At 60.8% G+C, this 22,523-nt stretch carries 21 protein-coding genes; 10 read left to right on the forward strand and 11 right to left on the reverse strand.

Annotation, left to right across the window (positions count from 1 at the left end; translation table 11 throughout):
- Positions 1-38: 38 nt before the first annotated feature.
- Complete coding sequence (gene mreB / locus PMI25_RS21020; RefSeq protein WP_002555108.1) at positions 39-1,076, reverse strand: rod shape-determining protein MreB; 1,038 nt, start codon at positions 1,074-1,076, stop codon at positions 39-41.
- Between the two features lie 211 nt (positions 1,077-1,287).
- Between mreB and gatC the strand changes: the two genes are divergently transcribed.
- The 6 genes from gatC (at position 1,288) to PMI25_RS21050 (ending at position 6,641) form a co-directional block, all read left to right on the forward strand.
- Positions 1,288-1,575 carry an Asp-tRNA(Asn)/Glu-tRNA(Gln) amidotransferase subunit GatC gene (gene gatC / locus PMI25_RS21025; RefSeq protein ID WP_003221657.1) on the forward strand — a complete coding sequence of 96 codons (288 nt, stop codon included), beginning with the start codon at positions 1,288-1,290 and terminating at the stop codon, positions 1,573-1,575.
- Between the two features lie 16 nt (positions 1,576-1,591).
- Positions 1,592-3,043, forward strand: a complete 1,452-nt coding sequence (gene gatA, locus PMI25_RS21030) for an Asp-tRNA(Asn)/Glu-tRNA(Gln) amidotransferase subunit GatA (protein ID WP_007961566.1) — start codon at positions 1,592-1,594, stop codon at positions 3,041-3,043.
- Positions 3,044-3,189: 146 nt separating this feature from the next.
- Positions 3,190-4,635, forward strand: coding sequence for an Asp-tRNA(Asn)/Glu-tRNA(Gln) amidotransferase subunit GatB (gatB, locus tag PMI25_RS21035; protein WP_007961565.1), 1,446 nt, complete (start codon positions 3,190-3,192; stop codon positions 4,633-4,635).
- Between the two features lie 149 nt (positions 4,636-4,784).
- Positions 4,785-5,159 (forward strand): septal ring lytic transglycosylase RlpA family protein, encoded by a 375-nt coding sequence (locus tag PMI25_RS21040; RefSeq protein WP_007966094.1) that lies wholly within the window; start codon positions 4,785-4,787, stop codon positions 5,157-5,159.
- A 46-nt stretch (positions 5,160-5,205) separates the two neighbouring features.
- Complete coding sequence (locus PMI25_RS21045) at positions 5,206-6,267, forward strand: calcium/sodium antiporter (RefSeq protein WP_007966092.1); 1,062 nt, start codon at positions 5,206-5,208, stop codon at positions 6,265-6,267.
- Positions 6,264-6,641: a carboxymuconolactone decarboxylase family protein gene (locus PMI25_RS21050; protein WP_007966091.1), complete on the forward strand. Its 378-nt coding sequence runs from the start codon at positions 6,264-6,266 to the stop codon at positions 6,639-6,641. Before PMI25_RS21045 ends, PMI25_RS21050 begins: the two co-directional genes overlap by 4 nt.
- Positions 6,642-6,714: 73 nt before the next feature.
- On the opposite strand, the gene PMI25_RS21055 is transcribed toward PMI25_RS21050, so the two are convergent.
- The 5 genes from PMI25_RS21055 to kdgD form a co-directional block, all read right to left on the reverse strand.
- Positions 6,715-7,656, reverse strand: a complete 942-nt coding sequence (locus PMI25_RS21055) for an AEC family transporter (protein WP_007966090.1) — start codon at positions 7,654-7,656, stop codon at positions 6,715-6,717.
- A gap of 235 nt (positions 7,657-7,891) precedes the next feature.
- A complete protein-coding gene (garD, locus tag PMI25_RS21060) occupies positions 7,892-9,445 on the reverse strand; it encodes a galactarate dehydratase (RefSeq protein WP_007966089.1) in 1,554 nt (517 codons plus the stop codon).
- An 11-nt stretch (positions 9,446-9,456) separates the two neighbouring features.
- On the reverse strand, positions 9,457-10,821 hold the full coding sequence (locus PMI25_RS21065) for an MFS transporter (protein ID WP_007966088.1): 1,365 nt from the start codon (positions 10,819-10,821) through the stop codon (positions 9,457-9,459).
- 158 nt (positions 10,822-10,979) lie between these two features.
- Entirely contained in the window at positions 10,980-12,425 is a 1,446-nt protein-coding gene (locus tag PMI25_RS21070) for an aldehyde dehydrogenase family protein (RefSeq protein WP_007966087.1), read from the reverse strand.
- Positions 12,426-12,484: 59 nt separating this feature from the next.
- Positions 12,485-13,396: a 5-dehydro-4-deoxyglucarate dehydratase gene (kdgD, locus tag PMI25_RS21075; RefSeq protein WP_007966086.1), complete on the reverse strand. Its 912-nt coding sequence runs from the start codon at positions 13,394-13,396 to the stop codon at positions 12,485-12,487.
- A gap of 236 nt (positions 13,397-13,632) precedes the next feature.
- On the opposite strand from kdgD, the gene PMI25_RS21080 reads away from it, so the two are divergent.
- Both PMI25_RS21080 and PMI25_RS21085 read left to right on the forward strand, forming a co-directional pair.
- Positions 13,633-14,946, forward strand: coding sequence for a hypothetical protein (locus PMI25_RS21080; protein ID WP_007966085.1), 1,314 nt, complete (start codon positions 13,633-13,635; stop codon positions 14,944-14,946).
- 2 nt (positions 14,947-14,948) lie between these two features.
- On the forward strand, positions 14,949-15,137 hold the full coding sequence (locus tag PMI25_RS21085; RefSeq protein WP_007966083.1) for a hypothetical protein: 189 nt from the start codon (positions 14,949-14,951) through the stop codon (positions 15,135-15,137).
- A 138-nt stretch (positions 15,138-15,275) separates the two neighbouring features.
- On the opposite strand, the gene PMI25_RS21090 is transcribed toward PMI25_RS21085, so the two are convergent.
- Complete coding sequence (locus PMI25_RS21090; protein WP_024164483.1) at positions 15,276-16,025, reverse strand: FadR/GntR family transcriptional regulator; 750 nt, start codon at positions 16,023-16,025, stop codon at positions 15,276-15,278.
- Positions 16,026-16,199: 174 nt separating this feature from the next.
- Positions 16,200-17,927, reverse strand: coding sequence for an ABC transporter ATP-binding protein/permease (locus tag PMI25_RS21095; protein WP_007968927.1), 1,728 nt, complete (start codon positions 17,925-17,927; stop codon positions 16,200-16,202).
- A 269-nt stretch (positions 17,928-18,196) separates the two neighbouring features.
- Here PMI25_RS21095 and PMI25_RS21100 point away from each other — a divergent pair, with 269 nt between their 5' ends.
- Positions 18,197-18,526, forward strand: a complete 330-nt coding sequence (locus PMI25_RS21100) for a hypothetical protein (RefSeq protein ID WP_007968928.1) — start codon at positions 18,197-18,199, stop codon at positions 18,524-18,526.
- A gap of 71 nt (positions 18,527-18,597) precedes the next feature.
- Here PMI25_RS21100 and PMI25_RS21105 read toward each other — a convergent pair whose 3' ends face one another.
- Both PMI25_RS21105 and PMI25_RS21110 read right to left on the reverse strand, forming a co-directional pair.
- Positions 18,598-19,158 (reverse strand): response regulator transcription factor, encoded by a 561-nt coding sequence (locus PMI25_RS21105; RefSeq protein ID WP_007968930.1) that lies wholly within the window; start codon positions 19,156-19,158, stop codon positions 18,598-18,600.
- Positions 19,151-20,413: an ATP-binding protein gene (locus PMI25_RS21110; protein WP_007968932.1), complete on the reverse strand. Its 1,263-nt coding sequence runs from the start codon at positions 20,411-20,413 to the stop codon at positions 19,151-19,153. The genes PMI25_RS21105 and PMI25_RS21110 overlap by 8 nt, the downstream gene beginning before the upstream one ends.
- 413 nt (positions 20,414-20,826) lie before the next feature.
- Between PMI25_RS21110 and PMI25_RS21115 the strand changes: the two genes are divergently transcribed.
- Positions 20,827-21,546 (forward strand): SIMPL domain-containing protein, encoded by a 720-nt coding sequence (locus PMI25_RS21115; protein ID WP_007968934.1) that lies wholly within the window; start codon positions 20,827-20,829, stop codon positions 21,544-21,546.
- 169 nt (positions 21,547-21,715) lie between these two features.
- Here the strand turns inward: PMI25_RS21115 and PMI25_RS21120 are convergent, their stop codons facing one another.
- Positions 21,716-22,075, reverse strand: coding sequence for a DUF6124 family protein (locus PMI25_RS21120; protein ID WP_007968936.1), 360 nt, complete (start codon positions 22,073-22,075; stop codon positions 21,716-21,718).
- Positions 22,076-22,523 lie beyond the last annotated feature (448 nt).

The following is a 22,523-nucleotide window of genomic DNA, read 5'->3' on the forward strand; positions in this document are numbered from 1 at the left end:
GCTGCCTGCGCGCTCACCCACGTATTGCAAACCGGCGCTTATTCGCTGGAGAGCAGGTCCATGGTGTGCTTGTCCATCATTTCCAATGCACGGCCACCGCCGCGAGCAACGCAGGTCAGCGGATCTTCGGCAACGATCACCGGCAGACCGGTTTCCTGGGCCAGCAACTTGTCGAGGTCACGCAGCAGCGCGCCACCACCGGTCAGCACCAGGCCACGCTCGGCGATGTCGGAAGCCAGTTCCGGCGGCGATTGCTCCAGCGCGCTTTTCACCGCCTGAACGATAGTGGCCAGGGACTCTTGCAGAGCTTCCAGCACTTCGTTGGAGTTCAGGGTGAATGCACGTGGAACGCCTTCGGCCAGGTTGCGACCGCGAACGTCGACTTCGCGAACTTCGCCGCCCGGGTAGGCCGTACCGATTTCCTGCTTGATGCGCTCGGCAGTCGATTCACCGATCAGGCTGCCGTAGTTGCGGCGCACGTAGGTGATGATCGCTTCGTCGAAGCGGTCGCCGCCCACGCGGACGGATTCGGCGTAGACCACACCGTTCAGGGAGATCAGTGCGATTTCAGTGGTACCACCACCGATATCGACGACCATCGAACCGCGCGCTTCTTCAACCGGCAGGCCGGCACCGATCGCAGCAGCCATTGGCTCTTCGATCAGGAACACTTCACGGGCACCGGCACCGAGGGCCGATTCACGGATGGCACGACGCTCAACCTGGGTGGACTTGCATGGAACGCAGATCAGCACACGAGGGCTGGGCTGCAGAAAGCTGTTTTCGTGAACCTTGTTGATAAAGTATTGCAGCATCTTTTCGCAGACGCTGAAGTCGGCGATCACGCCGTCCTTCATCGGACGAATGGCAGCAATGTTGCCCGGCGTACGGCCGAGCATGCGCTTGGCTTCGGTGCCGACAGCAACGACACTTTTCTGGTTACCGTGTGTCCGAATGGCCACAACCGATGGCTCATTCAGGACGATACCGCGCTCGCGCACGTAAATAAGGGTGTTGGCAGTGCCCAGGTCAATGGAAAGATCGCTGGAAAACATGCCACGCAGTTTCTTGAACATGGGAAAGGGACCCTAGGCAACGCGTGGGTAAAAAAGTGCGGCAAACTCTAACAACGACAGGGATTTTGGGCAAGGCGCCAATATGTTAAATTGGCCGCTTTTCTGTGCACCAAGCCCCACAATCGCGGCCTTATGACCGTAGAAGTGCGGTAGTGTTCCGACAATCTAACACACGGACGCCGTCCGTTCTGTTTTCCACTGGAGAATCCCGATGGCGCTAGAACGCTCCGACGTGGAAAAAATCGCACATCTGGCCTGCCTTGGCCTCAATGATGCCGATCTTCCGCACATTACTTCCGCCCTCAACAGCATTCTCGGGCTGGTCGACGAAATGCAGGCCGTCGATACCGACGGTATCGAGCCTTTGGCCCACCCGCTGGAAGCCAGTCAGCGCCTGCGCGCCGACGTCGTGACCGAGACCAATCACCGCGAGGCCTATCAGTCCATCGCACCAGCGGTCGAAAACGGCCTGTATCTGGTTCCGAAAGTCATCGACTAAAGGGAAAGAGCCTGCAATGCATCAAATGACTCTGGCCGAGATCGCCCGCGGTCTCGCCGATAAAAAGTTTTCCTCCGAAGAGCTGACCAAAGTCCTGCTGGCGCGTATTACCCAGCTCGATCCGCAGCTCAACAGTTTCATCAGCCTCACCGAAGAGCTGGCACTCGAGCAGGCGAAAGCCGCCGACGCGCGCCGGGCCAACGGTGAGAGCGGCGCCCTGCTCGGCGCGCCGATCGCCCACAAGGACCTGTTCTGCACCCAGGGCATCCGCACCAGCTGCGGTTCGAAGATGCTCGACAACTTCAAGGCCCCGTACGATGCCACCGTGGTTGCGAAACTGGCGGCTGCCGGCGCCGTGACCCTGGGCAAGACCAACATGGACGAATTCGCCATGGGTTCGGCCAACGAGTCGAGCTGGTACGGCGCGGTCAAAAACCCGTGGAACCTGGAGCACGTGCCGGGCGGCTCCTCCGGCGGTTCAGCGGCGGCGGTTGCCGCGCGTCTGTTGCCGGCGGCCACGGCCACCGACACCGGTGGTTCGATTCGTCAGCCCGCTGCATTCACCAACCTCACCGGCCTGAAACCGACCTACGGTCGTGTGTCGCGCTGGGGCATGATCGCGTACGCCTCCAGCCTCGATCAGGGCGGCCCGTTGGCGCGCACTGCCGAAGACTGCGCGATTTTGTTGCAAGGTATGGCCGGGTTCGATCAGAACGATTCCACCAGCATCGATGAGCCGGTTCCGGATTACTCCGCCAGCCTCGGCGATTCGCTGCAAGGCCTGCGCATCGGCGTACCGAAGGAATACTTCAGCGCCGGTCTCGACCCGCGCATCGCCGAGCTGATCCAGAACAGCATCAAAGAGCTGCAGAAGCTCGGTGCGGTGATCAAGGAAATCAGCCTGCCGAACATGCAGCACGCGATTCCGGCGTACTACGTGATCGCGCCAGCCGAGGCCTCCTCGAACCTGTCGCGTTTCGACGGCGTGCGCTTCGGCCATCGCTGCGAGAACCCGGAAAACCTGATCGACCTGTACAAGCGCTCCCGCGGCGAAGGCTTCGGGCCGGAAGTGCAGCGCCGGATCATGGTCGGCGCCTACGCGCTGTCCGCCGGTTACTACGACGCCTACTACCTGAAAGCGCAGAAGATCCGTCGTCTGGTGAAGAACGACTTCATGGCGGCCTTTAATGAAGTCGACATCATCCTCGGCCCAACCACGCCGAACCCGGCCTGGAAACTCGGCGCGAAGAACAGCGATCCGGTCGCTGCCTATCTGGAAGACGTCTACACCATCACCGCCAACCTCGCGGGCCTGCCGGGCCTGTCGATGCCGGCCGGTTTTGTCGACGGTCTGCCGGTGGGCGTGCAGTTGCTTGCGCCGTATTTCCAGGAAGGTCGCCTGTTGAACGTTGCTCACCAGTATCAGTTACACACTGACTGGCACACCCGCACCCCGCAGGGGTTTTGAAACTGCTGCGCTAGGTAATGCTGCGTTGAAAACTGGCTCGTAATGCTCATTGACTAAAGTCAACTCCGCTTACTCGCCAGTTTTCGCCTTGCCTTACCTTCGCTCGCGACGTTTCAAAATCCCCAGCAAAAGGCTAGGAGACACACATGCAATGGGAAGTCGTGATCGGGCTGGAGATTCACACTCAGCTCACTACCCGGTCGAAAATCTTTTCCGGTAGTTCCACCCAGTTCGGCTCCGAGCCGAACACCCAGGCCAGCCTGATCGACCTGGGCATGCCCGGCGTATTGCCGGTGCTGAACCAGGAAGCCGTGCGGATGGCGGTGATGTTCGGTCTGGCGATTGACGCCGAGATCGGTCAGCACAACGTGTTCGCGCGTAAAAACTACTTCTACCCGGACCTGCCGAAGGGCTACCAGATCAGCCAGATGGAATTGCCGATCGTCGGCAAGGGTCACCTGGACATCGCCCTGGAAGACGGCACCGTCAAACGTGTCGGCATCACCCGCGCGCACCTGGAAGAAGACGCCGGCAAGAGCCTGCACGAAGAATTCAACGGTGCCACCGGCATCGACCTGAACCGTGCCGGCACGCCGCTGCTGGAAATCGTTTCCGAGCCGGACATGCGCAGCGCCAAGGAAGCCGTGGCTTACGTCAAGGCGATCCACGCGCTGGTGCGTTACCTGGGCATCTGCGACGGCAACATGGCCGAAGGTTCGCTGCGTTGCGACTGCAACGTCTCGGTACGCCCGAAAGGCCAGGTCGAGTTCGGCACCCGCTGCGAGATCAAGAACGTCAACTCGTTCCGCTTCATCGAGAAGGCGATCAACTCGGAGATCCAGCGGCAGATCGAGCTGATCGAAGACGGCGGCAAAGTGATCCAGCAGACCCGTCTGTACGATCCGAACAAGGACGAAACCCGTCCGATGCGTTCCAAAGAGGAAGCCAACGACTACCGTTACTTCCCCGATCCGGACCTGCTGCCGGTGGTCATCGAAGAGTCGTTCCTCGGCGAGGTGCGCGCCACCCTGCCGGAACTGCCACCGCAAAAACGCGAGCGCTTCCAGAGCCAGTTCGGTCTGTCGGCCTACGACGCCAACGTGCTGGCCACCAGCCGTGAGCAAGCGGACTACTTCGAGAAAGTCGCAGCCATTGGTGGCGACGCCAAACTGGCGGCGAACTGGGTGATGGTCGAGTTGGGCAGCCTGCTCAACAAGCAAGGCCTGGACATCGACGAATCGCCAGTTTCCGCTGAACTGTTGGGCGGCATGCTGCAGCGCATCAAGGACAACACCATCTCCGGCAAGATCGCCAAAGTGGTGTTCGAAGCGATGGCCAACGGCGAAGGCACGGCGGACGAGATCATCGACAAGCGCGGTCTGAAGCAAGTGACCGACAGCGGCGCGATCTCTGCGGTGCTGGACGAAATGCTCGCGGCTAACGCCGAGCAGGTCGAGCAATACCGTGCGGCAGACGAAGCCAAACGCGGCAAGATGTTCGGCTTCTTTGTCGGTCAGGCCATGAAGGCTTCGAAAGGCAAGGCCAACCCGCAGCAAGTGAACGAACTGCTGAAAAGCAAGCTCGAAGGCTGACCACAATTGAGCCAGATCCAAAGCCTGGCTCTATTCCCTGTGGGAGCGAGCTTGCTCGCGAAGGCGTCATGACATTCAACATGAATGCTGAATGTGGCGGCCTCTTCGCGAGCAAGCTCGCTCCCACATTGTTATCTGGGAGCTTTCGAATGAAACGCCTGCTCGGCGCCTGCGCCCTGCTCTCCTTGCTCGCCGGTTGCGCCAGCAACGACATCATCGACCCGCACGGTTACGACCAGACCGGCGTCGCCTCCTATTACGGTGCCAAACACCACGGTAAACGCACCGCCAGTGGCGAGCCGTTCAACCAGCATTCCCTGACCGCCGCCCACCGCCAATTGCCATTCGGCACACGGGTGAAGGTCACCAACCTGAAAAACGACAAATCCTGCGTTGTGCGCATCAATGATCGCGGCCCGCACACCCGTGGCCGCTTGATCGATGTCTCGCGTGAAGCCGCCGAACGCCTCGGCATGCTCGGCAGCGGCACGGCGCGGGTGCGCATACAGGCCCTCGACGACTGATGGAGCGCTGACCATTTTTGCTCTAGCCGACTTACCGCTGATCAACGTGATCGAGTTGCTCAGCGGCCTGATCCTGCTGATCCTCGGCGCCGAACTGATGGTGCGCGCCGCTGTGCGTCTGGCCGCGCGCCTGCATGTGCGACCGCTGATCATCGGCCTGACCATCGTTGCCCTCGGCAGCAGCGCCCCACAGATGGCGGTCAGCCTGCAAGCGACCCTGGCGCACAACCCCGACATTGCCGTCGGCAGCGTGATCGGCAGCAGCATCTTCAACATCCTCGTGACCCTTGGCCTGTCGGCGCTGATCATTCCGCTGCGAGTCTCGCGGCAACTGGTGCGCCTGGATATTCCACTGATGATCGGCGCCAGCCTGCTGGTGTTCGTCCTCGCCTGGAATGAACAGATCGGTCGCTTCGATGGCGTGTTGCTGCTCGCGGCACTGGCGTTGTATCTGGGCCTGCTGCTGCGCCAGTCGCGGCACTCGGCGCGCCCGCATTCGGAATTGCCGCAAGCCCCGCAGGCACCGTGGTTCAGCAGTCTGCTGATGATCATTGCCGGCCTCGCGCTGTTGGTGTTCGCCGGGCATTTACTGCTCGGCGCAGCGGTGGCGGTGGCGACCGATCTGGGCTTCTCCGAGCGAGTGATCGGCCTGACCGTGGTCGCGGTCGGCACCTCGCTGCCGGAACTCGCCACCTCGTTGATCGCCGCATTGCGCGGGCAACGCGATATCGCCGTGGGCAACGTGATTGGCGCCAACCTTTTCAACCTGCTCGGCGTGCTCGGGGTCACTGCGTTGATTGCGCCGACGCCGTTGTCGGTCTCGCCCAATGCGCTGGATTTCGACTTGCCGGTGATGCTTGGCGTCGCCGCGTTGTGCCTGCCGGTGTTTTATTCCGGCTACCGCGTGACCCGCGCCGAGGGTCTGCTGTTGCTCGGTTTGTACGCGGCTTACGGACTGCACGTGGTGTCGTTCACCACCGGCATGCCGCTGGCCGGCAAACTGGAAAAACTGATGCTGTTCTACGTGCTGCCGACGCTGCTGGCGTTTCTGTTGTTCACGTCCGTACGCGCTTGGCGCCGCCAACACCACAAGAGGGATATGCCATGACCGATTCGCAGAAAACCGGGGTTGAAATCCGCCGTCAGGTAATGGGCGATGCGTTCGTTGATCGCGCGCTGGGTAACGCCACCGAATTCACTCAGCCGTTGCAGGATTTCGTCAATGAACATGCCTGGGGCGGGGTGTGGAATCGCGAAGGTCTGCCGCTGAAAACCCGCAGCCTGATCACCCTTGCCGCGCTGACCGCGTTGAAGTGCCCGCAGGAACTGAAAGGCCACGTGCGTGGTGCGCTGAACAATGGCTGCACGGTCGAGGAGATTCGCGAGGCGCTGCTGCATTGCGCGGTGTACGCCGGCGTGCCGGCGGCGATTGATGCGTTTCGCGCGGCGCAGGAAGTGATCGACAGTTACCAGAAAAACTAAAAGATCGCAGCCTTCGGCAGCATGCATTTTCCTGTAGGAGCTGCCGCAGGCTGCGATCTTTTGATCTTGCCCTTCAGATCCACCCACCCCACTGCAACAGAAAGATCCCGATATTGGTGGTCACCGCCGCCATCAATGTGGTCAGCACAATGATCGCCGCCGCCAGCTCATGATTGCCCTGCGCCGCCCGGGCCATGACGAAACTGGCCGCCGCCGTCGGGCTGCCGAAGTACAGAAACAGAATCCCCAGCTCCGCCCCGCGAAAACCCCACAGCCACGCACCGAGGGTTGCCAGCACCGGCAGACCGACCATCTTCAGCAGACTGGAGCTGAGTGCCATGCTGCCGCTCTGACGCAGCGCCGCCAGTGACAGCGTGCCACCAATGCAGATCAGCGCCAGCGGCAACGTGGTTTGCGCCAGATACTGGCCGGAGGTTTCCAGCCAGCCCGGCAGGCTGATCTTGAACCAGGCAAACGGCGCCGCCGCAATCACGCTGATGATCAACGGATTGCTGAACACGCTTTTGCAGATGCTCCACGGATCGGACTTGATCACCGGGCTGTACACCGCGAGCACGATGGTCGACAGGGTGTTGTAGAACAGGATCACCAGCGCCGCGAGAATCGCCCCGAGGGAAATCCCGTAGTCGCCGTACATGCTCGCCGCCAGCGCCAGGCCGATCACCCCGTTGTTGCCGCGAAACGCGCCCTGGGTGTAGATGCCGCGATCTTCGCGCGGACACTTGATGATCGCCCAGCCCCAGGCCAGAGCAAAACTCACCAGCGTCGCGATCGCAAAATAGATCAGCAGCGCCGGTTGCAGCGCGGCGTGCAGATCCGCATGCAGGATCCCGAGAAACAACAGCGCCGGCATGCTGACGTTGAACACCAGCGCCGAGGCGGTGTGGATGAAGTTGTCGTTGATCCAGTCGATGCGCTTGAGCAACACCCCGAGGAACAGCATGGCGAACACCGGCGCGGTGATGTTCAGGGTTTCGAGGAAGATTGCCAGCATGCCGGGGGGGAGCCTTTGAGTGAGCGTCGTCAGGGCTTAATGATAAGCCAGCGAGTCCTCCGGCGTCTGTCAGATTGCCTTCGCGAGCAAGCCCGCCCCCACAGAAACACCACAGATCCAATGTGGAAGCGGTCACACCTGTGGCGAGGGAGCTTGCTCCCGCTGGGTCGCGAAGCGGCCCCAAAAAATGGGAATGCAATGCAGTCCAGCGGGAGCAAGCTCCCTCGCCACAGGGTCAGGTAATCGGCGCCGGATTGAACAGGGTGATGTCGTTATGCAGCTTGTGCTTCTCCGCCCAGGTCTGCTGCTTGCCGCTCGCCACATCCAGGTAGTAGTGGAACAACTCCCAGCCCAACTCCTCGATGGTCGCGCGCCCAGTGGCAATCCGACCGGCATCGATGTCGATCAGGTCCGGCCAGCGCTGCGCCAGCTCGGTGCGGGTCGAGACCTTGACCACCGGCGCCATCGCCAAACCATACGGCGTACCCCGCCCGGTGGTGAACACATGCAGGTTCATTCCCGCTGCCAACTGCAAGGTGCCGCAGACAAAATCACTGGCCGGGGTCGCACAGAAGATCAGGCCCTTGCGCTTGAAACGCTCGCCCGGACCGAGCACGCCATTGATCGCGCTGCTGCCGGATTTGACGATCGAACCCAGCGACTTCTCGACAATGTTCGACAACCCGCCTTTCTTGTTGCCCGGCGTGGTGTTGGCGCTGCGATCCGCCTCACCCTTGGCCAGATAGCGGTCGTACCAGTCCATCTCGCGCACCAGTTCCTGCGCCACGGTTTTGGTTTCGGCGCGGGAGGTCAGCAGGTAAATTGCATCGCGCACTTCGGTGACTTCGGAAAACATCACCGTCGCTCCGGCGCGCAGCAGCAAATCCGAGGCATAACCCAGCGCCGGGTTGGCGGTGATTCCGGAGAACGCATCGCTGCCGCCACACTGCATGCCAAGGATCAGCTCGGAGGCCGGCACGGTTTCGCGGCGGCGCTGGTCGAGCTTCTTCAAACGGGTCTCGGCCAGCGCCATGATCTGCTCGATCATCTCGGTGAAACCGTGACTGGAATCCTGCAGGCGATACAGCCATGGCTCGCTCAAATCGACCGATGCATCGTCCTCGTGCATCACCTGCCCGGCCTGCAATTTCTCGCAGCCCAGACTGATCACCAGCGCTTCGCCACCGAGGTTCGGGTTGCGCGCCAGATTGCGCACGGTGCGAATCGGGATGTAGGCGTCGGTGGCGGTGATCGCCACGCCGCAGCCGTAACTGTGGGTCAGCGCCACCACGTCATCGACGTGCGGGTACTTCGGCAGCAGCTCGTCCTTGATGCGTTTCACCGCGTGATCGAGCACGCCGGTCACGCACTGCACGGTGGTAGTGATCCCGAGAATATTGCGCGTACCGACGGTGCCGTCGGCGTTGCGATAACCCTCGAAGGTGAAGCCTTGCAGCGGGGCCTGCGCGGCCGGCACTTCGGTGGACAGCGGCAGGCTGTCCAGCGGCGGCGCGGTCGGCATGCGCAGTTGATCTTCCTTGACCCAGCTGCCACGCGGGATCGGCTGCAACGCGTAGCCGATGGTCTGGCCGTAGCGAATCACCTGACCGCCCTCGGGAATATCCTCGAGGGTGACCTTGTGGCTCTGCGGCACAAAATCCACAGTCACCAGACCGTCCGGGAACTCGGTGCCGGCCGGTACGCCCTGGTCGTTGACCACGATCACTACGTTGTCCCGCTCGTGCAGGCGGATGTAGCGCGGCGAGTCGGAATGTTCAATCAACTGCATGACGCCGCTCCTCAGGAATGCGCTTGAGACAATTTGCCGGTGATTTCAGAACCACCGTTGGTTGGCGGCTCTTTGAGCACCACACGTTTGATCGGGCCGACGATCACCAGATAGCTGAACACCGCGACCAGTGCGTTGGCACCGACGAACACCAGCGCCCACTTGAACGAACCAGTGGAGCTGATGATGTAGCCAATTACGATCGGCGTGGTAATCGAAGCGATATTGCCGAAGGTGTTGAACAGGCCACCACTCAAACCGGCGATCTGTTTCGGCGAGGTGTCGGAGACGACTGCCCAACCCAACGCGCCAACGCCCTTGCCGAAGAATGCCAGGGCCATGAAGCCGACCACCATCCATTCCACGTCAACATAGTTGCAGGCCACGATGCTGCTGGACACCAGCAGACCGGCGATGATCGGCGCCTTGCGGGCGAAGGTCAGCGAATGGCCCTTGCGCAGCAGGTAATCGGAAATCACCCCGCCCAGCACGCCACCGATGAAGCCGCAGATCGCCGGCAACGAGGCGATGAAACCGGCCTTGAGGATGGTCATGCCGCGCTCTTGCACCAGGTACACCGGGAACCAGGTCAGGAAGAAATAGGTGATGCCGTTGATGCAGTACTGGCCCAGATACACGCCGAGCATCATGCGGTTGGTCAGCAACTGGCGAATGTAGTCCCACTTCGGCCCGTCGGCTTTTTTGCCTTGCTTGACGTCCATGTCGACCATGCCGCCGTTGTCGGCAATGAACTGCACTTCCGCTTCGTTGGCCAGCGGATGTTGACGCGGGCTGTGGATAACCTTGAGCCAGATCCCCGAGAACACGATGCCGAACACGCCCATGACGATGAACACGTGTTCCCAGCCGAAGGTGTAGACGATCCAGCCCATCAGCGGTGCGAACAGCACAGTGGCGAAGTATTGCGCCGAGTTGAAGATCGCCGAGGCGGTACCGCGTTCAGCGGTCGGGAACCAGGCAGCGACAATCCGTGCGTTACCGGGGAATGATGGCGCTTCGGCCAGGCCCACCAGAAAGCGCAGCATGAACAACGCGACAATCGCCGTGGACATGCCGAACTCACCGACAAAGCCCTGCAGCACGGTGAACAGCGACCAGCAGAAAATGCTCAGGGCGTAGACTTTTTTCGAACCGAAACGATCGAGCAGCCAGCCACCAGGAATCTGCCCGGCGACGTAGGCCCAACCGAAAGCGGAGAAGATATAACCGAGGGTGACCGCGTCGATGCCGAGGTCTTTTTGCAGGCTGGAACCGGCGATGGCGATGGTCGCGCGGTCGGCGTAGTTGATCGTGGTCACCAGGAACAGCATGAGCAGGATCAAATAGCGGACGTGAGTCGGCTTGGACGATTGCATGTAGATGTACTCCCACTGATTATTTTTATGCGCGGGTGAATCTTCTTTGGTGTTGCTTTTGTGGGAGCTGGCTTGCCAGCGATGGCATCACCGCGGCACGAGGGCATATCGCGTCGTCCGCATCGCTGGCAAGCCAGCTCCCACAGGTATTGCGTGTATCAGGAACCGATGTAGGCGGTCTTCACCACGGTGTAGAACTCTTGTGCATAGCGGCCTTGCTCACGTGAGCCATAGGATGAACCCTTACGGCCACCGAACGGAACGTGGTAATCGACACCGGCGGTCGGCAGATTGACCATCACCATCCCGGCCTGCGAATGGCGCTTGAAGTGGTTGGCGTACTTCAGCGACGTGGTGGCGATACCGGCCGACAGGCCGAACTCGGTGTCGTTGGCCATCGCCAGCGCCGCCTCGTAATCGGCCACGCGAACAATGTTCGCCACCGGGCCGAAGATCTCTTCACGGCTGATGCGCATCGACGCTTCGCTGTCGGCAAACAGCGTTGGCGCGAGGAAGTAGCCTTCAGTGTCGCAGGTCACCAGACCACCGCCGCTGACCAGACGCGCACCCTCGCTTTGGCCGATGTCGATGTACTTCATGTCCTGTTCAAGCTGCGCCTGGGAAACCACCGGGCCAATGTCGGTGCCGGACTTCAGCGCGTGGCCGACCTTGATCGACTGCATGCGCTCGGCCATCGCTTCGACGAATTTGTCGTGAATCCCGGCGGTGACGATCAGGCGGCTCGACGCCGTGCAACGCTGGCCGGTGGAATAGAACGCGCTCTGCACCGAGAGCTCGACCGCTTGTTTGAGGTCGGCGTCGTCGAGAATGATCTGCGGGTTCTTGCCGCCCATTTCCAGCTGCACCTTGGCCTGGCGCGACACGCAATTAACAGCGATCTGCCGACCCACGCCCACCGAACCGGTAAAGCTGATGCCATCGACTTTCGGGCTGTTGACCAGTGCTTCGCCGACTACCCGACCGCTGCCCATCACCAGGTTGAACACGCCGGCCGGGAAGCCTGCGCGGGAGATGATTTCCGCCAGCGCCCAGGCACAGCCCGGCACCAGATCCGCCGGTTTCAACACCACGCAGTTGCCGTAAGCCAACGCCGGAGCAATCTTCCATGCCGGGATCGCAATCGGGAAATTCCACGGGGTGATCAGGCCGACCACGCCGAGGGCTTCGCGGGTCACTTCGACGTTGACGCCCGGGCGCACCGACGGCACGTAGTCGCCGGACAGACGCAGGCATTCACCGGCGAAGAACTTGAAGATGTTGCCGGCGCGGGTCACTTCGCCAATGGCTTCGGGCAGGGTCTTGCCCTCTTCCCGGGCCAGCAGGGTGCCGAGTTCTTCGCGACGGGCGAGGATTTCCGTGCCGACTTTATCCAGCGCATCGTGACGGGCCTGAATGCCCGACACCGACCAGGCCGGGAACGCCGCGCGGGCCGCATCGATGGCGGCGTTAACCTGAGTCAGGTCAGCCTTGGCGTAATCGCCGATGGTGTCGCTCAACTCGGACGGGTTGATGTTCGCCGAGTAGTCGGCACCGGCAACCCATTCACCGTTGATGTAATTGTCGTAACGCTTGGAATCAGCCACAGAAATTCTCCTCTCTACGCAAAAGCCGCTGATTGCTCAGCGGCCTTGTGGGTCGGTGTTTATTGCGCGCCTTGCTTGTCGATCAGCGCGGCGAGCATTTCGAATTCTTCGCCGGTAAGGTCGGTCAGCGGCGCCCGCACCGGGCCTGCGTCATAGCCGGCAATTTTGGCCCCGGCTTTGACGATGCTCACGGCGTAACCGGCCTTGCGGTTGCGGATGTCGAGGTACGGCAGGAAGAAGTCGTCGATGATCTTGGCGACGGTGGCGTGATCGTCGCGGGCAATCGCGTGGTAGAAGTCCATCGCGGTTTTCGGGATGAAGTTGAACACCGCCGACGAGTAGACCGGCACGCCGAGGGCCTTGTAGGCAGCGGCGTAGACTTCTGCGGTCGGCAGGCCGCCGAGGTAGCTGAAGCGATCACCGAGGCGGCGACGGATCGACACCATCAGCTCGATATCGCCCAGACCGTCCTTGTAGCCGATCAGGTTCGGGCAGCGTTCGGCCAGACGTTCCAGCAGTGCTGCGTTCAAGCGGCAGACGTTGCGGTTGTAGACCACCACGCCGATGTTCACCGATTTGCACACCGCTTCAACGTGGGCGGCAACGCCGTCCTGGCTGGCTTCGGTCAGGTAGTGCGGCAGCAGCAACAGGCCTTTGGCGCCCAGACGCTCGGCTTCCTGTGCGTACTCGATGGCCTGACGGGTCGAACCGCCGACACCGGCCAGGATCGGCACGCTGCTGGCGCAGGTATCGACCGCCGTCTTGATGATTTCCGAGTATTCGCTGGCGGCCAGGGAGAAGAACTCACCGGTGCCACCCGCTGCGAACAGTGCCGACGCGCCGTACGGGGCCAGCCATTCAAGACGCTTGATGTAGCCGGCGCGATGAAAGTCGCCCTGGGCGTTGAAATCGGTCACCGGGAACGACAGCAGACCGGCGGAGAGGATGGACTTCAGTTCTTGTGGATTCATTTTTCGAACACCCTGGGTAGCAACATTTTTTGTGAGTTTTATGGTTCAGCCAGCGCTGAAGTTGTAGGTCATCGTACAACTTAAAAGATAACCGTCAACTGCATTTCATCGTCGCCCGGAGCGTTTTGTCGGACAGGATTGTTTCTTGACGTAGGAAATATCTGGTCTAGGCTCGATTTGACTGTATATCCATACAGCTAAAATAAATTGACCGAAGACATATCAAGGAGAAAGAAATGTCCGGACTGCATGCAAAACCACAGGAACGCCCCAAACCGGTCATCGCCCGGTTCGATGATCTTTTCACGATCAATGGCATCCACTTCAGCGCCGACAATCCGCATCTGCTGCTGCACATTGTCGACGCCCACAACGATCTCGAACCGGCCACCGCCCTCCCCGGCAACGCCTTGAAAATTCGACCGCCACTGCGCTTCGAAGGCGCTGAACACACGGCCATCGGTGATAACACCCTGCTGCGCCTGGCGGAAAATGCCGAGCCGATTCGCGCGCAAAACGTGCCGTTGCATTTGCCTAACGGCCTCGCCCTGACCTACGGCCAGGTCGTGGCGCTGGCCGGCGATTTCTACGGTGTCGTCGATCGGCCGATCAACGAAGGCGCCACGCCTGCCGATCGTCTGAACCGCTTCAGCGCCGCATTCGACTCCCTCGCCGTGCTCCCGGCCTCACGCGCCGAAGCGACGCAGATTCTCACGGTCATGCAAAAAGAGGTCGACGCGGTTAAACAGGCGATCAAGGACGGCAAAGCACCGCACGAAGCCTACGATGCGCTCGGAGATACGTTGTCCGAAGAGTGGAACAAGATCACTGGTGGCGGCAGTTTTGTCTCCGCGCTGTTCCCGCTCGGGCGTTATCTGAAACTGGCGGCGAACAACGCCGACCACTTCGGCGAATGGGCCAGACTGGCCTACATCGCCGGGCACACCGCCGCCCTGCAGACCGCCGTCGCGGCCCGCGCCACTCACGATGAGCAACAACTGGAACGGGCCTACGCGATGAACGCGTTTGCCGACCACTTCCTCACCGACCTGTTCTCTGCCGGCCATCTGCGGGTGCCGCGCAAGGAAATGGCGGCGGTGGTCACGCCGAGCGATCTTGGCTCGCTGGTGACCCGTTTCATGCATGACGAGGACAGCAAATTCGGCCTCAAAGTGCGCAACGCCCACGGCGATCAATGGCGAGCCTACGGCGACAAACGCTACTTCGACCCCAGCGACGCGGACAACCGCACCCAGGTCAATCTAGCGGTGCAAGCTTCAGCGGACGAAATCTTTGCTGCCTATCTCAGCGGCAGCGTGCCCGCCCCTTCGACGTTCGCCGCGCTGCAACGCCTTCCGGATCTGACGGCGGTGCTGAATCTTTCCAGCAATTTCTCGCCGCTGTTCCGCGTCGAGGGCGGCAAGGTGCTGCGACGCAAAGATGTGAACAACCTCAACGACACCGCCACCATCGATGACTGGTGGGGCTGGAGCACGTACCTGCTGCTCAAGGACTACCACCCGACGGGCAACGTCAATCAAGGAGAATGAGCATGACGATCACATTGAAACTGGAACTGGCGTCGGGGCAGTCGCTGCAAGGTGCGCCACTGGAGTTACTGGCGGATGGCAAGCCGATTGCGCGGGGGGTTGTGGATCAATCAGGCGAGGTGGCGTTTGTTGCCAAACCGGGGAAAGCGCAACTGGCGGTGAGGGTGGATCGCTCGATATTGCCGCGCTGAACTCACCGCCCTCATCGCTGGCAAGCCAGCTCCCACAGTGATTGATGCCGTACACGAAATCCGCTTCAACATAGGAACCTGTGGGAGCTGGCTTGCCAGCGATGGCGGTGTGTCAGGCGCGAACAGACTGCCAGACACTCACCCGCGCTGCGCCTGCGCCTCTTCATGCGCCTGACGCAAACGCTCACGGCTGTTGGTCAGGTGCAGGCGCATGGCCGCCCGCGCCGCATCGGAATCCTGACGGGCAATCGCCTCGTAGATTTCCTCGTGCTCACGGCTCAGACGATTCATGTAATGCTGCTGATCATCATGGGCCAGACGCGCCGAATTTAACCGCGTACGCGGAATGATGCTGGTGCCCAGGTGGGTCATGATGTCGGTGAAATAGCGGTTGCCGGTGGACAGGGCGATTTCCAGGTGGAAGGCGAAGTCCGAGGCCACCGCATCGCTGGCGTGGGCCACGCTGTCGTTCAGCGCATCGAGGGCGGCGCGCATGGTCGCCAGTTGTTCGGGGCTGCGGCGCTGCGCGGCAAGGCCGGCGGACTCCACTTCCAGGCTGATACGCAATTCGAGAATCGCCAGCACATCACGCAGGGTGACGACCGTCGCCGGGTCGATGCGGAAACCGCTGGGGCTTGGCGTATCCAGCACGAAGGTGCCGATGCCGTGGCGGGTTTCCACCTGGCCTGCGGCCTGCAACCGGGAAATCGCCTCGCGCACCACGGTGCGGCTGACGCCGTGCTCCTGCATGATCGCCGACTCGGTGGGCAACTTGTCGCCGCGCTTGAGCAGACCGTCGCGGATCTGCTCGGTCAGCACCGTCACCAGCTCCTGGGCCAGGCTGCGGCGCTTGCGCGGGAGGCGTGGGGTGTCGATCGGGTTTTCCATGGTCAACGTCTGGTCTCGAAAATTCGGCATGGTTCGCATCATAGCGCAGGCGGGTTGTACGATCACTGTCGAGTCAACACCCTGCCCTTGTAGGAGCTGCCGCAGGCTGCGATCTTTTGATCTTCAAAAACAACATCAAAAGATCGCAGCCTGCGGCAGCTCCTACAGAGGGGGTCAGGCGGTCACGGCCTGCTCCACCAGATGCCCGCTGTCGATCCGCACATGCCGTGGATGGAAGCGTTTCAGGCTGCTGCGATGGCCGACGCTGACGATGCTCAGCCCCGGCAACTGATCGATCAGCGCCTGATACAACGTTGCCTCATCCTCTTCATCCATCGCCGACGTCGCTTCGTCCATGTACAGCCATTGCGGCGCGTAAAGCATGGCGCGGGCGAAGGCCAGGCGTTGCTGCTCACCCGGCGAGAGCATGCGCTGCCAGTGATTGGCTTCGTCCAGGCGCGCGACCAGATGCGGCAGTCGGCATGTTTCCAGCACCTGCGCGTAACGCTCCGGCGCGTAGGTGTCGCCCGGTTGTGGATAACTCAAGGCTTCGCGCAAGGTGCCGATCGGCAGATACGGCTTCTGCGGCAGGAACAGATAGCGCGCCGCCGGCAGGCGAATACTGCCGTGCCCCGCCGGCCACAAATGCCCCATCGCTCGCAGCAACGTCGACTTGCCGCTGCCGGAACGACCACTGAGCATTACCCGGTCGCCCGGCTCCACGGTCATGTCGGCATTGGTCAGCAGATGACGCCCATCGGCCAGATCCAGACCGAGATTGTGCACTTTTAGTTCGCTGCCCTGATTCTGCACATCGATGGCCGGAGTGCGCTGTTCGTTATCGGTCATGGCCTGACGGAAACTCAGCAGACGATCACAGGTGGCACGCCAGGACGCGAGGCTCTGATACGCACTGATAAACCAGCTGAAACTCTCCTGGACGTTGCCGAATGCCGAGCTGATCTGCATCAGCTCACCGAGTTCGATCTTGCCGGCGAGGTAACGCGGCGAGGCCACGATAAACGGGAAGATGATGGCCGCCTGGCTGTAACCGGCAGTGAAGAACGTCAGGCGCTTGGACACTTTCATGATGTCCCAGAAGTTGTGCCAGACATTGCCGAAGCGCCCGCTCAAACGGCGGTTCTCGTTCGGCTCGCCGTTGTACAACGCAATGCTTTCGGCATTCTCGCGAATCCGCACCATGGAAAAACGCAGGTCGGCTTCGAAGCGTTGTTGTTGGTTGTTCAAGCCGATCAGGCGACGACCGATCAAATGCGTCAGCCAGCTGCCCACCACGGCGTAGACCAGCACGCACCAGAACATGTAGCCGGGGATGGTGATGCCATAGACTTCGATGCTGCCCGACACGCCCCACAGAATGATCGAGAACGACACCAGGCTGACGATATTGCGCAGCAGGCCGATCCCCAGCTCAAGGGTATTGGAGGTGAAGTTGTTAAGGTCTTCGGAAATCCGCTGGTCCGGGTTATCGGTATAACCGCCCTGCTCCAGCTGGTAGTAATTCTTGTTGGCGAGCCAACGGGAGAAATGCTTTTCGGTGAGCCAGGCCCGCCAGCGAATCGTCAGCATCTGGGTCAGATACAGCCGGTACACGGCACCAATAATCGCCACCGCCGCTATGCCGCAAAAATACAGAATCAAGCGCCAGAACGCCGCTTCATCTTTCTTCTGCAGCGCGTTGTAGAAATCCTTGTACCAAGTGTTGAACCACACCGAGATACCCACGCTCAGCAGCGAGAGTGCGATCACCGCAATCAGCAGCGTCCAGGCCTTGCCCTTCTCTTCACTGCGCCAGTAAGGCGTGATGATCGCCCACACCTTGCGAAAAAACTGCCCGCGCACAGCATCGTTGACCGCGGAATATTCAGCGTTCTGATTCATGGAAAAGGCTCGATAAAGAAAAGAACAGACACGCACCGATCATAGATGATCGGTTCGTTTTATCGCCAGAGTGGGACTGGCTCATTCAGGGATTGTTCAGATTGATGGGGGTTTCAGTATCGCAGCGAGCGCACGTACCGTTCATCGGGACTGTCAGAGTTGACAGTAGTGGGGGGCGATTCACGCTGATCAACTGGGCTGGCCTCCTGCAAGGAATTCGCTGTGAATCAGGAGAGCAGATTCCCCTCTGACAACGAAAGGAATTGGTTATGAACAAAGAAGACAACCCGCTTAATGCTCCAACCAGCGATTCGATCAGGAAGGGCGAACTGTCTATCAGTGAGCTGAGTGATTCGGGGGCTACATTCATATTCTGGTCCGATAACCGTGAGGCAATTATCGATGTTGCCTGGATCGGTTATGACGACACCCAATCTGAAATCAACCGACAAGTCGGTAATCAGAACAAGGTCATTCTCCCGGTATCAAAAGCTATCTTGAAACAATGGGTAGGAAAGAAACTCTACGCACAATGCAACGGAACTCTGGGCGAAGGGCATTACACATCGCCACCAACGCACTTCATGGTTGTAGATTGAACCCAAGGCGCGACCCGAATGCAGGGTAGCGCCTGTTTCATTCAGTCTCGCTCATTTGCCCAGAAAAACTTTCAACGACGAACCGGGCGCTTCTGCAGTTTGCGCTGCAGGGTGCGGCGGTGCATGCCCAGGGCGCGGGCAGTGGCGGAAATGTTGCCTTCGTGCTCGGTGAGCACACGCTGGATGTGCTCCCATTGCAGGCGGTCGACCGACATCGGGTTTTCCGGCACCAGACTGTCGAGGTCGGCGTGCTCGGAGAGCAGCGCGGTCAGCACGTCGTCGGCGTCGGCCGGTTTGCACAGGTAGTTGCAGGCGCCGCGCTTGATCGCTTCGACCGCGGTGGCAATGCTCGAATAACCGGTGAGGATCACCACGCGCATTTCCGGGTCCAGCTCCAGCAGCTTGGGCAGCAGCACCAGGCCGGAGTCGCCGTCCATTTTCAGGTCCAGCGCGGCGTAGTCCGGCAGGTCGGCCTGGGCGATGGTCAGGCCTTCTTCGGCAGAACCTGCGGTGCTGACGCGAAAGCCACGGCGGGCCATGGCACGGGCCATCACTCGGGTGAAGGTCGCGTCGTCGTCGACCAGCAGCAAATGCGGCAGTTCTTCGCCTTCGACTTGGATTTCGTCACTCATGTTGGTCTCCTCGGGCGCCGTGGGGCAGGCGCAGCTCGGTGAGCGTGCCGCCTTCCTCATGACTATAGAGTTTCACTGAGCCGCCGGCGCGTGTCACGCTGGCCTTGCTCAAAAACAGGCCCAGGCCGAAACCTTTGCCCTTGGTGGTAAAAAACGGTTTGCCGATCTGCTCGGCGATGGCCAGCGGCACACCGGCGCCGTGGTCACGAATGCTGATGGTCACGGTTTCCGCGTCCCAGTCCAGCGTCACCTGAAGATTTTCCGGGCAGGCGTCGGCGGCATTGTTCAGCAGGTTGAGCAGCGCCTGGGTCAGGTCCGGCGGCGGCGCCATGCGCGGCACGGTGCCCTGGCCGAGACGATGGAAACGGTAACTGGCCTCGGGGCGCATCAGGTGCCAGCGGTTCAGTGCCTCGTCGAGCCACTGAGTGACGTCCTGCATTTCTACCGCCAGACGCCGGTTGGCTTCGGCGGCGCGCACCAACTGCTGCAAGGTTTCCTTGCAGAGTTTGACCTGATCCTGCAGCACCTTCAGATCGTCCTGCAGCATCGGGTCCGGGTGATCCTGCTGCATCTCCTTGAGCAACACACTCATGGTCGCCAGCGGTGTGCCGAGTTCATGCGCGGCGCCGGCCGCTTGGGTGGCGACGGCGAGCAATTGCTGATCGCGCAAGCCTTCTTCGCGGCGAATCGCCCGCAGCTCTTCCTGACGACGCAGCTCTTCAGCCATGCGTGCAGCAAAAAACGTGATGACCGCAGCAGCGAGGGCGAAGCTCAACCACATGCCGTAGATCTGCAGGTTCTCGCGGGCCACCGGCAGGGTTTCCAGCGGATAGAAACGCGTGAGCATCACGGTGTACAGCGCCAGCGCGATACCCGACAGAATCACCGAATAACGCCACGGCAGCGTCACCGCCGCGATGGTCAGCGGCACCAGATAGTAGGAAACGAACGGGTTGGTCGAACCGCCGGAGAAATACAGCAGCGCACTGTGGATCACCAGATCGCAGGCCAGTTGCAGCGCGTATTCGAGTTCGGTCACCGGCCATGAAGTGCGCAGACGCACGGCGGTGAACACGCATAGCAGAATCGAGCAGCCGAGGGTCATCGCCAGTTGCACCCACGGCAACGGCAGCAGTTGCAGCCAGTAGGCCAGGCCTACGGAACCAGCCTGCGCGGCGAGCACCAGGGTGCGGATGAAAGTCAGCCGCCAGAGGTTCTGGCGAGTGGCGGAAGTCAGTTGTACGGGGGCGAGCATGAGCTCTCCTGATGAGCGCTCCAGGCGGATCGCACGGAGTATAACCAAGCCGCGCCTTTGAGAGGCGAAAGTGCGGCAAATGACCACATGGCGCTGGCGGTAAATTGGGCTACTGCGCATGGCTGTCCGAGATCGACTGTGGCGAGGGAGCTTGCTCCCGCTGGACTGCGAAGCAGGCCCGACCCCGGCAACCGTGATCTGCCAGAAATACCGCAGATACCGGATTTACGACTGCTGCGCAGTCGAGCGGGAGCAAGCTCCCTCGCCACAAGAGCGCACTCGACTCAGGATCGGCGGTGAGCCGGGCGCATCTGTATAGAAGTTGTAACTGGGCGAACCGGATCGCAGAAGCTAGAGTCTGATGGTTTCACGCAGGGACGAACCAACACCTGCGCATTATTCAAGGAGCCTTCATGCACACCTTTCGCCGCAGCGCCGCCCTTCTCGCCCTGACCGTCGGCAGCATCGCCAGCCTTCCGGCGCTGGCCGCCGATGAGCTGCACTACAACCAGATTTCCCTGCGCGCCGAAGTCAACCAGGAAGTGGCCCGCGACCTGATGATCGTGACGCTCTACACCGAAGCGCAAAACACCGACCCGGCCAAACTCGCCGCCGACGTCAGCACCACCATGAATAAGGCACTGGCCCAAGCCAAGCAAGTCAAAGACATCACCCTGCGCCAGGGCAGCCGCAACAGCTACCCGATCTACGACACCAAGGGCCAGAAGATCACCGGCTGGCGTGAACGCGCCGAACTGCGCCTGGAAAGCGCCGACTTCGCCGCCCTGTCCAAACTCACCGGCGAACTGCTGACCGACCTGAAAATGGGCGGCATGGACTTCGCCATCGCCGAGCCGACCCGCAAGGCCAGCGAAGACAAACTGTTGAAAGAAGCCGTCAGCGCCTTCAAGGCCCGCGCCCAACTGGCCACCGATGCACTGGGCGGCAAGGGCTACAAAATCGTCAACCTGAACCTCAACAGCAACGGCTACCCACAACCGTACATGCGCGCCCCGATGATGATGAAAGCCGCCGGCATGGCGGATTCGGCACCGGTCACACCGGAAGTTGAAGCCGGCACCAGCCAGGTCAGCCTCACCGCCGATGGCTCGATTGAAGTGCTGATGCAGTGAGTTGATGTAGGCTGAATGAGAAACCGGCGATCAGTGAATGATCGCCGGTTTTTTTGCGCCCGGGATTTGTAGTGAATGATCTGACGCCTTCGCGAGCAAGCTCGCTCCCACATTTGAAATGCGCACTCCTGTGGGAGCGAGCTTGCTCGCGAAGAACGATGACGCGGTCTCAAGCCTGCGGATCAACCCGATCCAGCGCCCGATTCACCGCCAGTTCAGCCAGCATGATGATTTGCTGAATCGCCAGCGCCGTATTGCGCTGCGGACGACTGAGCTGATCGGCGAAATCGCTGGCCATGGTGTTGGCCGAGGCCAGGGATTCACAGGCATGGGCCAGCAGGCTTTCCGTGTCGATGCCCGGATGGACGAGGAACATCGAACTCGGGGGGCGCGGTTTTGTAGCTTCGGGGCTGAGGTAGAAATCGAGGGCGCGTTTGATCGCTTCGCGGTTTTTTGCGAGATCTTCGGCGTGGAGGGCTTCGGTGAGTGGGGTTGTTTCTGGAGGTGGATCGGGGACAGGCTTGGACATTGATAGCGTTCCTAATCAATAGCCATTCACTCGCCGTTTCTCACGCGGCAGAGTGGTGGCAGCAATGTGCGGGGTGAGAAACCGGTAGGAACAAGCCCGGCCGGACCGAAGCCCGCCCGCACACAGCCGCCATAAAACATTGCAGCAGCAGAAATGCCGGCGGCAATTATGGTGGTACTGATTGTGGATTAACAGTTCCTGCGGGTTCTCACACCCGATCGCTGAGTTTTCAGCGACAGCTCAAGGCTAGAGAGCTGACGTCCGAGGGACAACCTGAAAACCTTGTGGGAAGGTTCTGGCTATTTGAAACGACTTTAAACAAGCCAATTTTATCAGGTGACTGGACGGGCCTCTTCGCGAGCAAGCCCGCTCCCACAGTGGATGGCGTGCAGGCAGTTAGAGATTGGTCGGCTGTCAGGCCGCCATCACTTAGCCATTCGCCGCACCC

The organism is Pseudomonas sp. GM30 (assembly GCF_000282275.2).
GTDB lineage: Bacteria > Pseudomonadota > Gammaproteobacteria > Pseudomonadales > Pseudomonadaceae > Aquipseudomonas.

What these genes read in the sequence shown, in the direction of transcription:
- PMI25_RS21100 (WP_007968928.1), top strand. Translation starts at nt 18,197, where the DNA reads ATGAACAAAGAAGACAACCCGCTTAATGCTCCAACCAGCGATTCGATC.
- kdgD (WP_007966086.1), bottom strand. Translation starts at nt 13,396, where the DNA reads ATGAATCCACAAGAACTGAAGTCCATCCTCTCCGCCGGTCTGCTGTCG.
- PMI25_RS21050 (WP_007966091.1), top strand. Translation starts at nt 6,264, where the DNA reads ATGACCGATTCGCAGAAAACCGGGGTTGAAATCCGCCGTCAGGTAATG.
- PMI25_RS21090 (WP_024164483.1), bottom strand. Translation starts at nt 16,025, where the DNA reads ATGGAAAACCCGATCGACACCCCACGCCTCCCGCGCAAGCGCCGCAGC.
- PMI25_RS21080 (WP_007966085.1), top strand. Translation starts at nt 13,633, where the DNA reads ATGTCCGGACTGCATGCAAAACCACAGGAACGCCCCAAACCGGTCATC.
- PMI25_RS21085 (WP_007966083.1), top strand. Translation starts at nt 14,949, where the DNA reads ATGACGATCACATTGAAACTGGAACTGGCGTCGGGGCAGTCGCTGCAA.
- PMI25_RS21110 (WP_007968932.1), bottom strand. Translation starts at nt 20,413, where the DNA reads ATGCTCGCCCCCGTACAACTGACTTCCGCCACTCGCCAGAACCTCTGG.
- PMI25_RS21040 (WP_007966094.1), top strand. Translation starts at nt 4,785, where the DNA reads ATGAAACGCCTGCTCGGCGCCTGCGCCCTGCTCTCCTTGCTCGCCGGT.
- PMI25_RS21095 (WP_007968927.1), bottom strand. Translation starts at nt 17,927, where the DNA reads ATGAATCAGAACGCTGAATATTCCGCGGTCAACGATGCTGTGCGCGGG.
- PMI25_RS21055 (WP_007966090.1), bottom strand. Translation starts at nt 7,656, where the DNA reads ATGCTGGCAATCTTCCTCGAAACCCTGAACATCACCGCGCCGGTGTTC.
- PMI25_RS21105 (WP_007968930.1), bottom strand. Translation starts at nt 19,158, where the DNA reads ATGAGTGACGAAATCCAAGTCGAAGGCGAAGAACTGCCGCATTTGCTG.
- gatC (WP_003221657.1), top strand. Translation starts at nt 1,288, where the DNA reads ATGGCGCTAGAACGCTCCGACGTGGAAAAAATCGCACATCTGGCCTGC.
- PMI25_RS21115 (WP_007968934.1), top strand. Translation starts at nt 20,827, where the DNA reads ATGCACACCTTTCGCCGCAGCGCCGCCCTTCTCGCCCTGACCGTCGGC.
- mreB (WP_002555108.1), bottom strand. Translation starts at nt 1,076, where the DNA reads ATGTTCAAGAAACTGCGTGGCATGTTTTCCAGCGATCTTTCCATTGAC.
- PMI25_RS21120 (WP_007968936.1), bottom strand. Translation starts at nt 22,075, where the DNA reads ATGTCCAAGCCTGTCCCCGATCCACCTCCAGAAACAACCCCACTCACC.
- gatB (WP_007961565.1), top strand. Translation starts at nt 3,190, where the DNA reads ATGCAATGGGAAGTCGTGATCGGGCTGGAGATTCACACTCAGCTCACT.
- PMI25_RS21065 (WP_007966088.1), bottom strand. Translation starts at nt 10,821, where the DNA reads ATGCAATCGTCCAAGCCGACTCACGTCCGCTATTTGATCCTGCTCATG.
- garD (WP_007966089.1), bottom strand. Translation starts at nt 9,445, where the DNA reads ATGCAGTTGATTGAACATTCCGACTCGCCGCGCTACATCCGCCTGCAC.
- gatA (WP_007961566.1), top strand. Translation starts at nt 1,592, where the DNA reads ATGCATCAAATGACTCTGGCCGAGATCGCCCGCGGTCTCGCCGATAAA.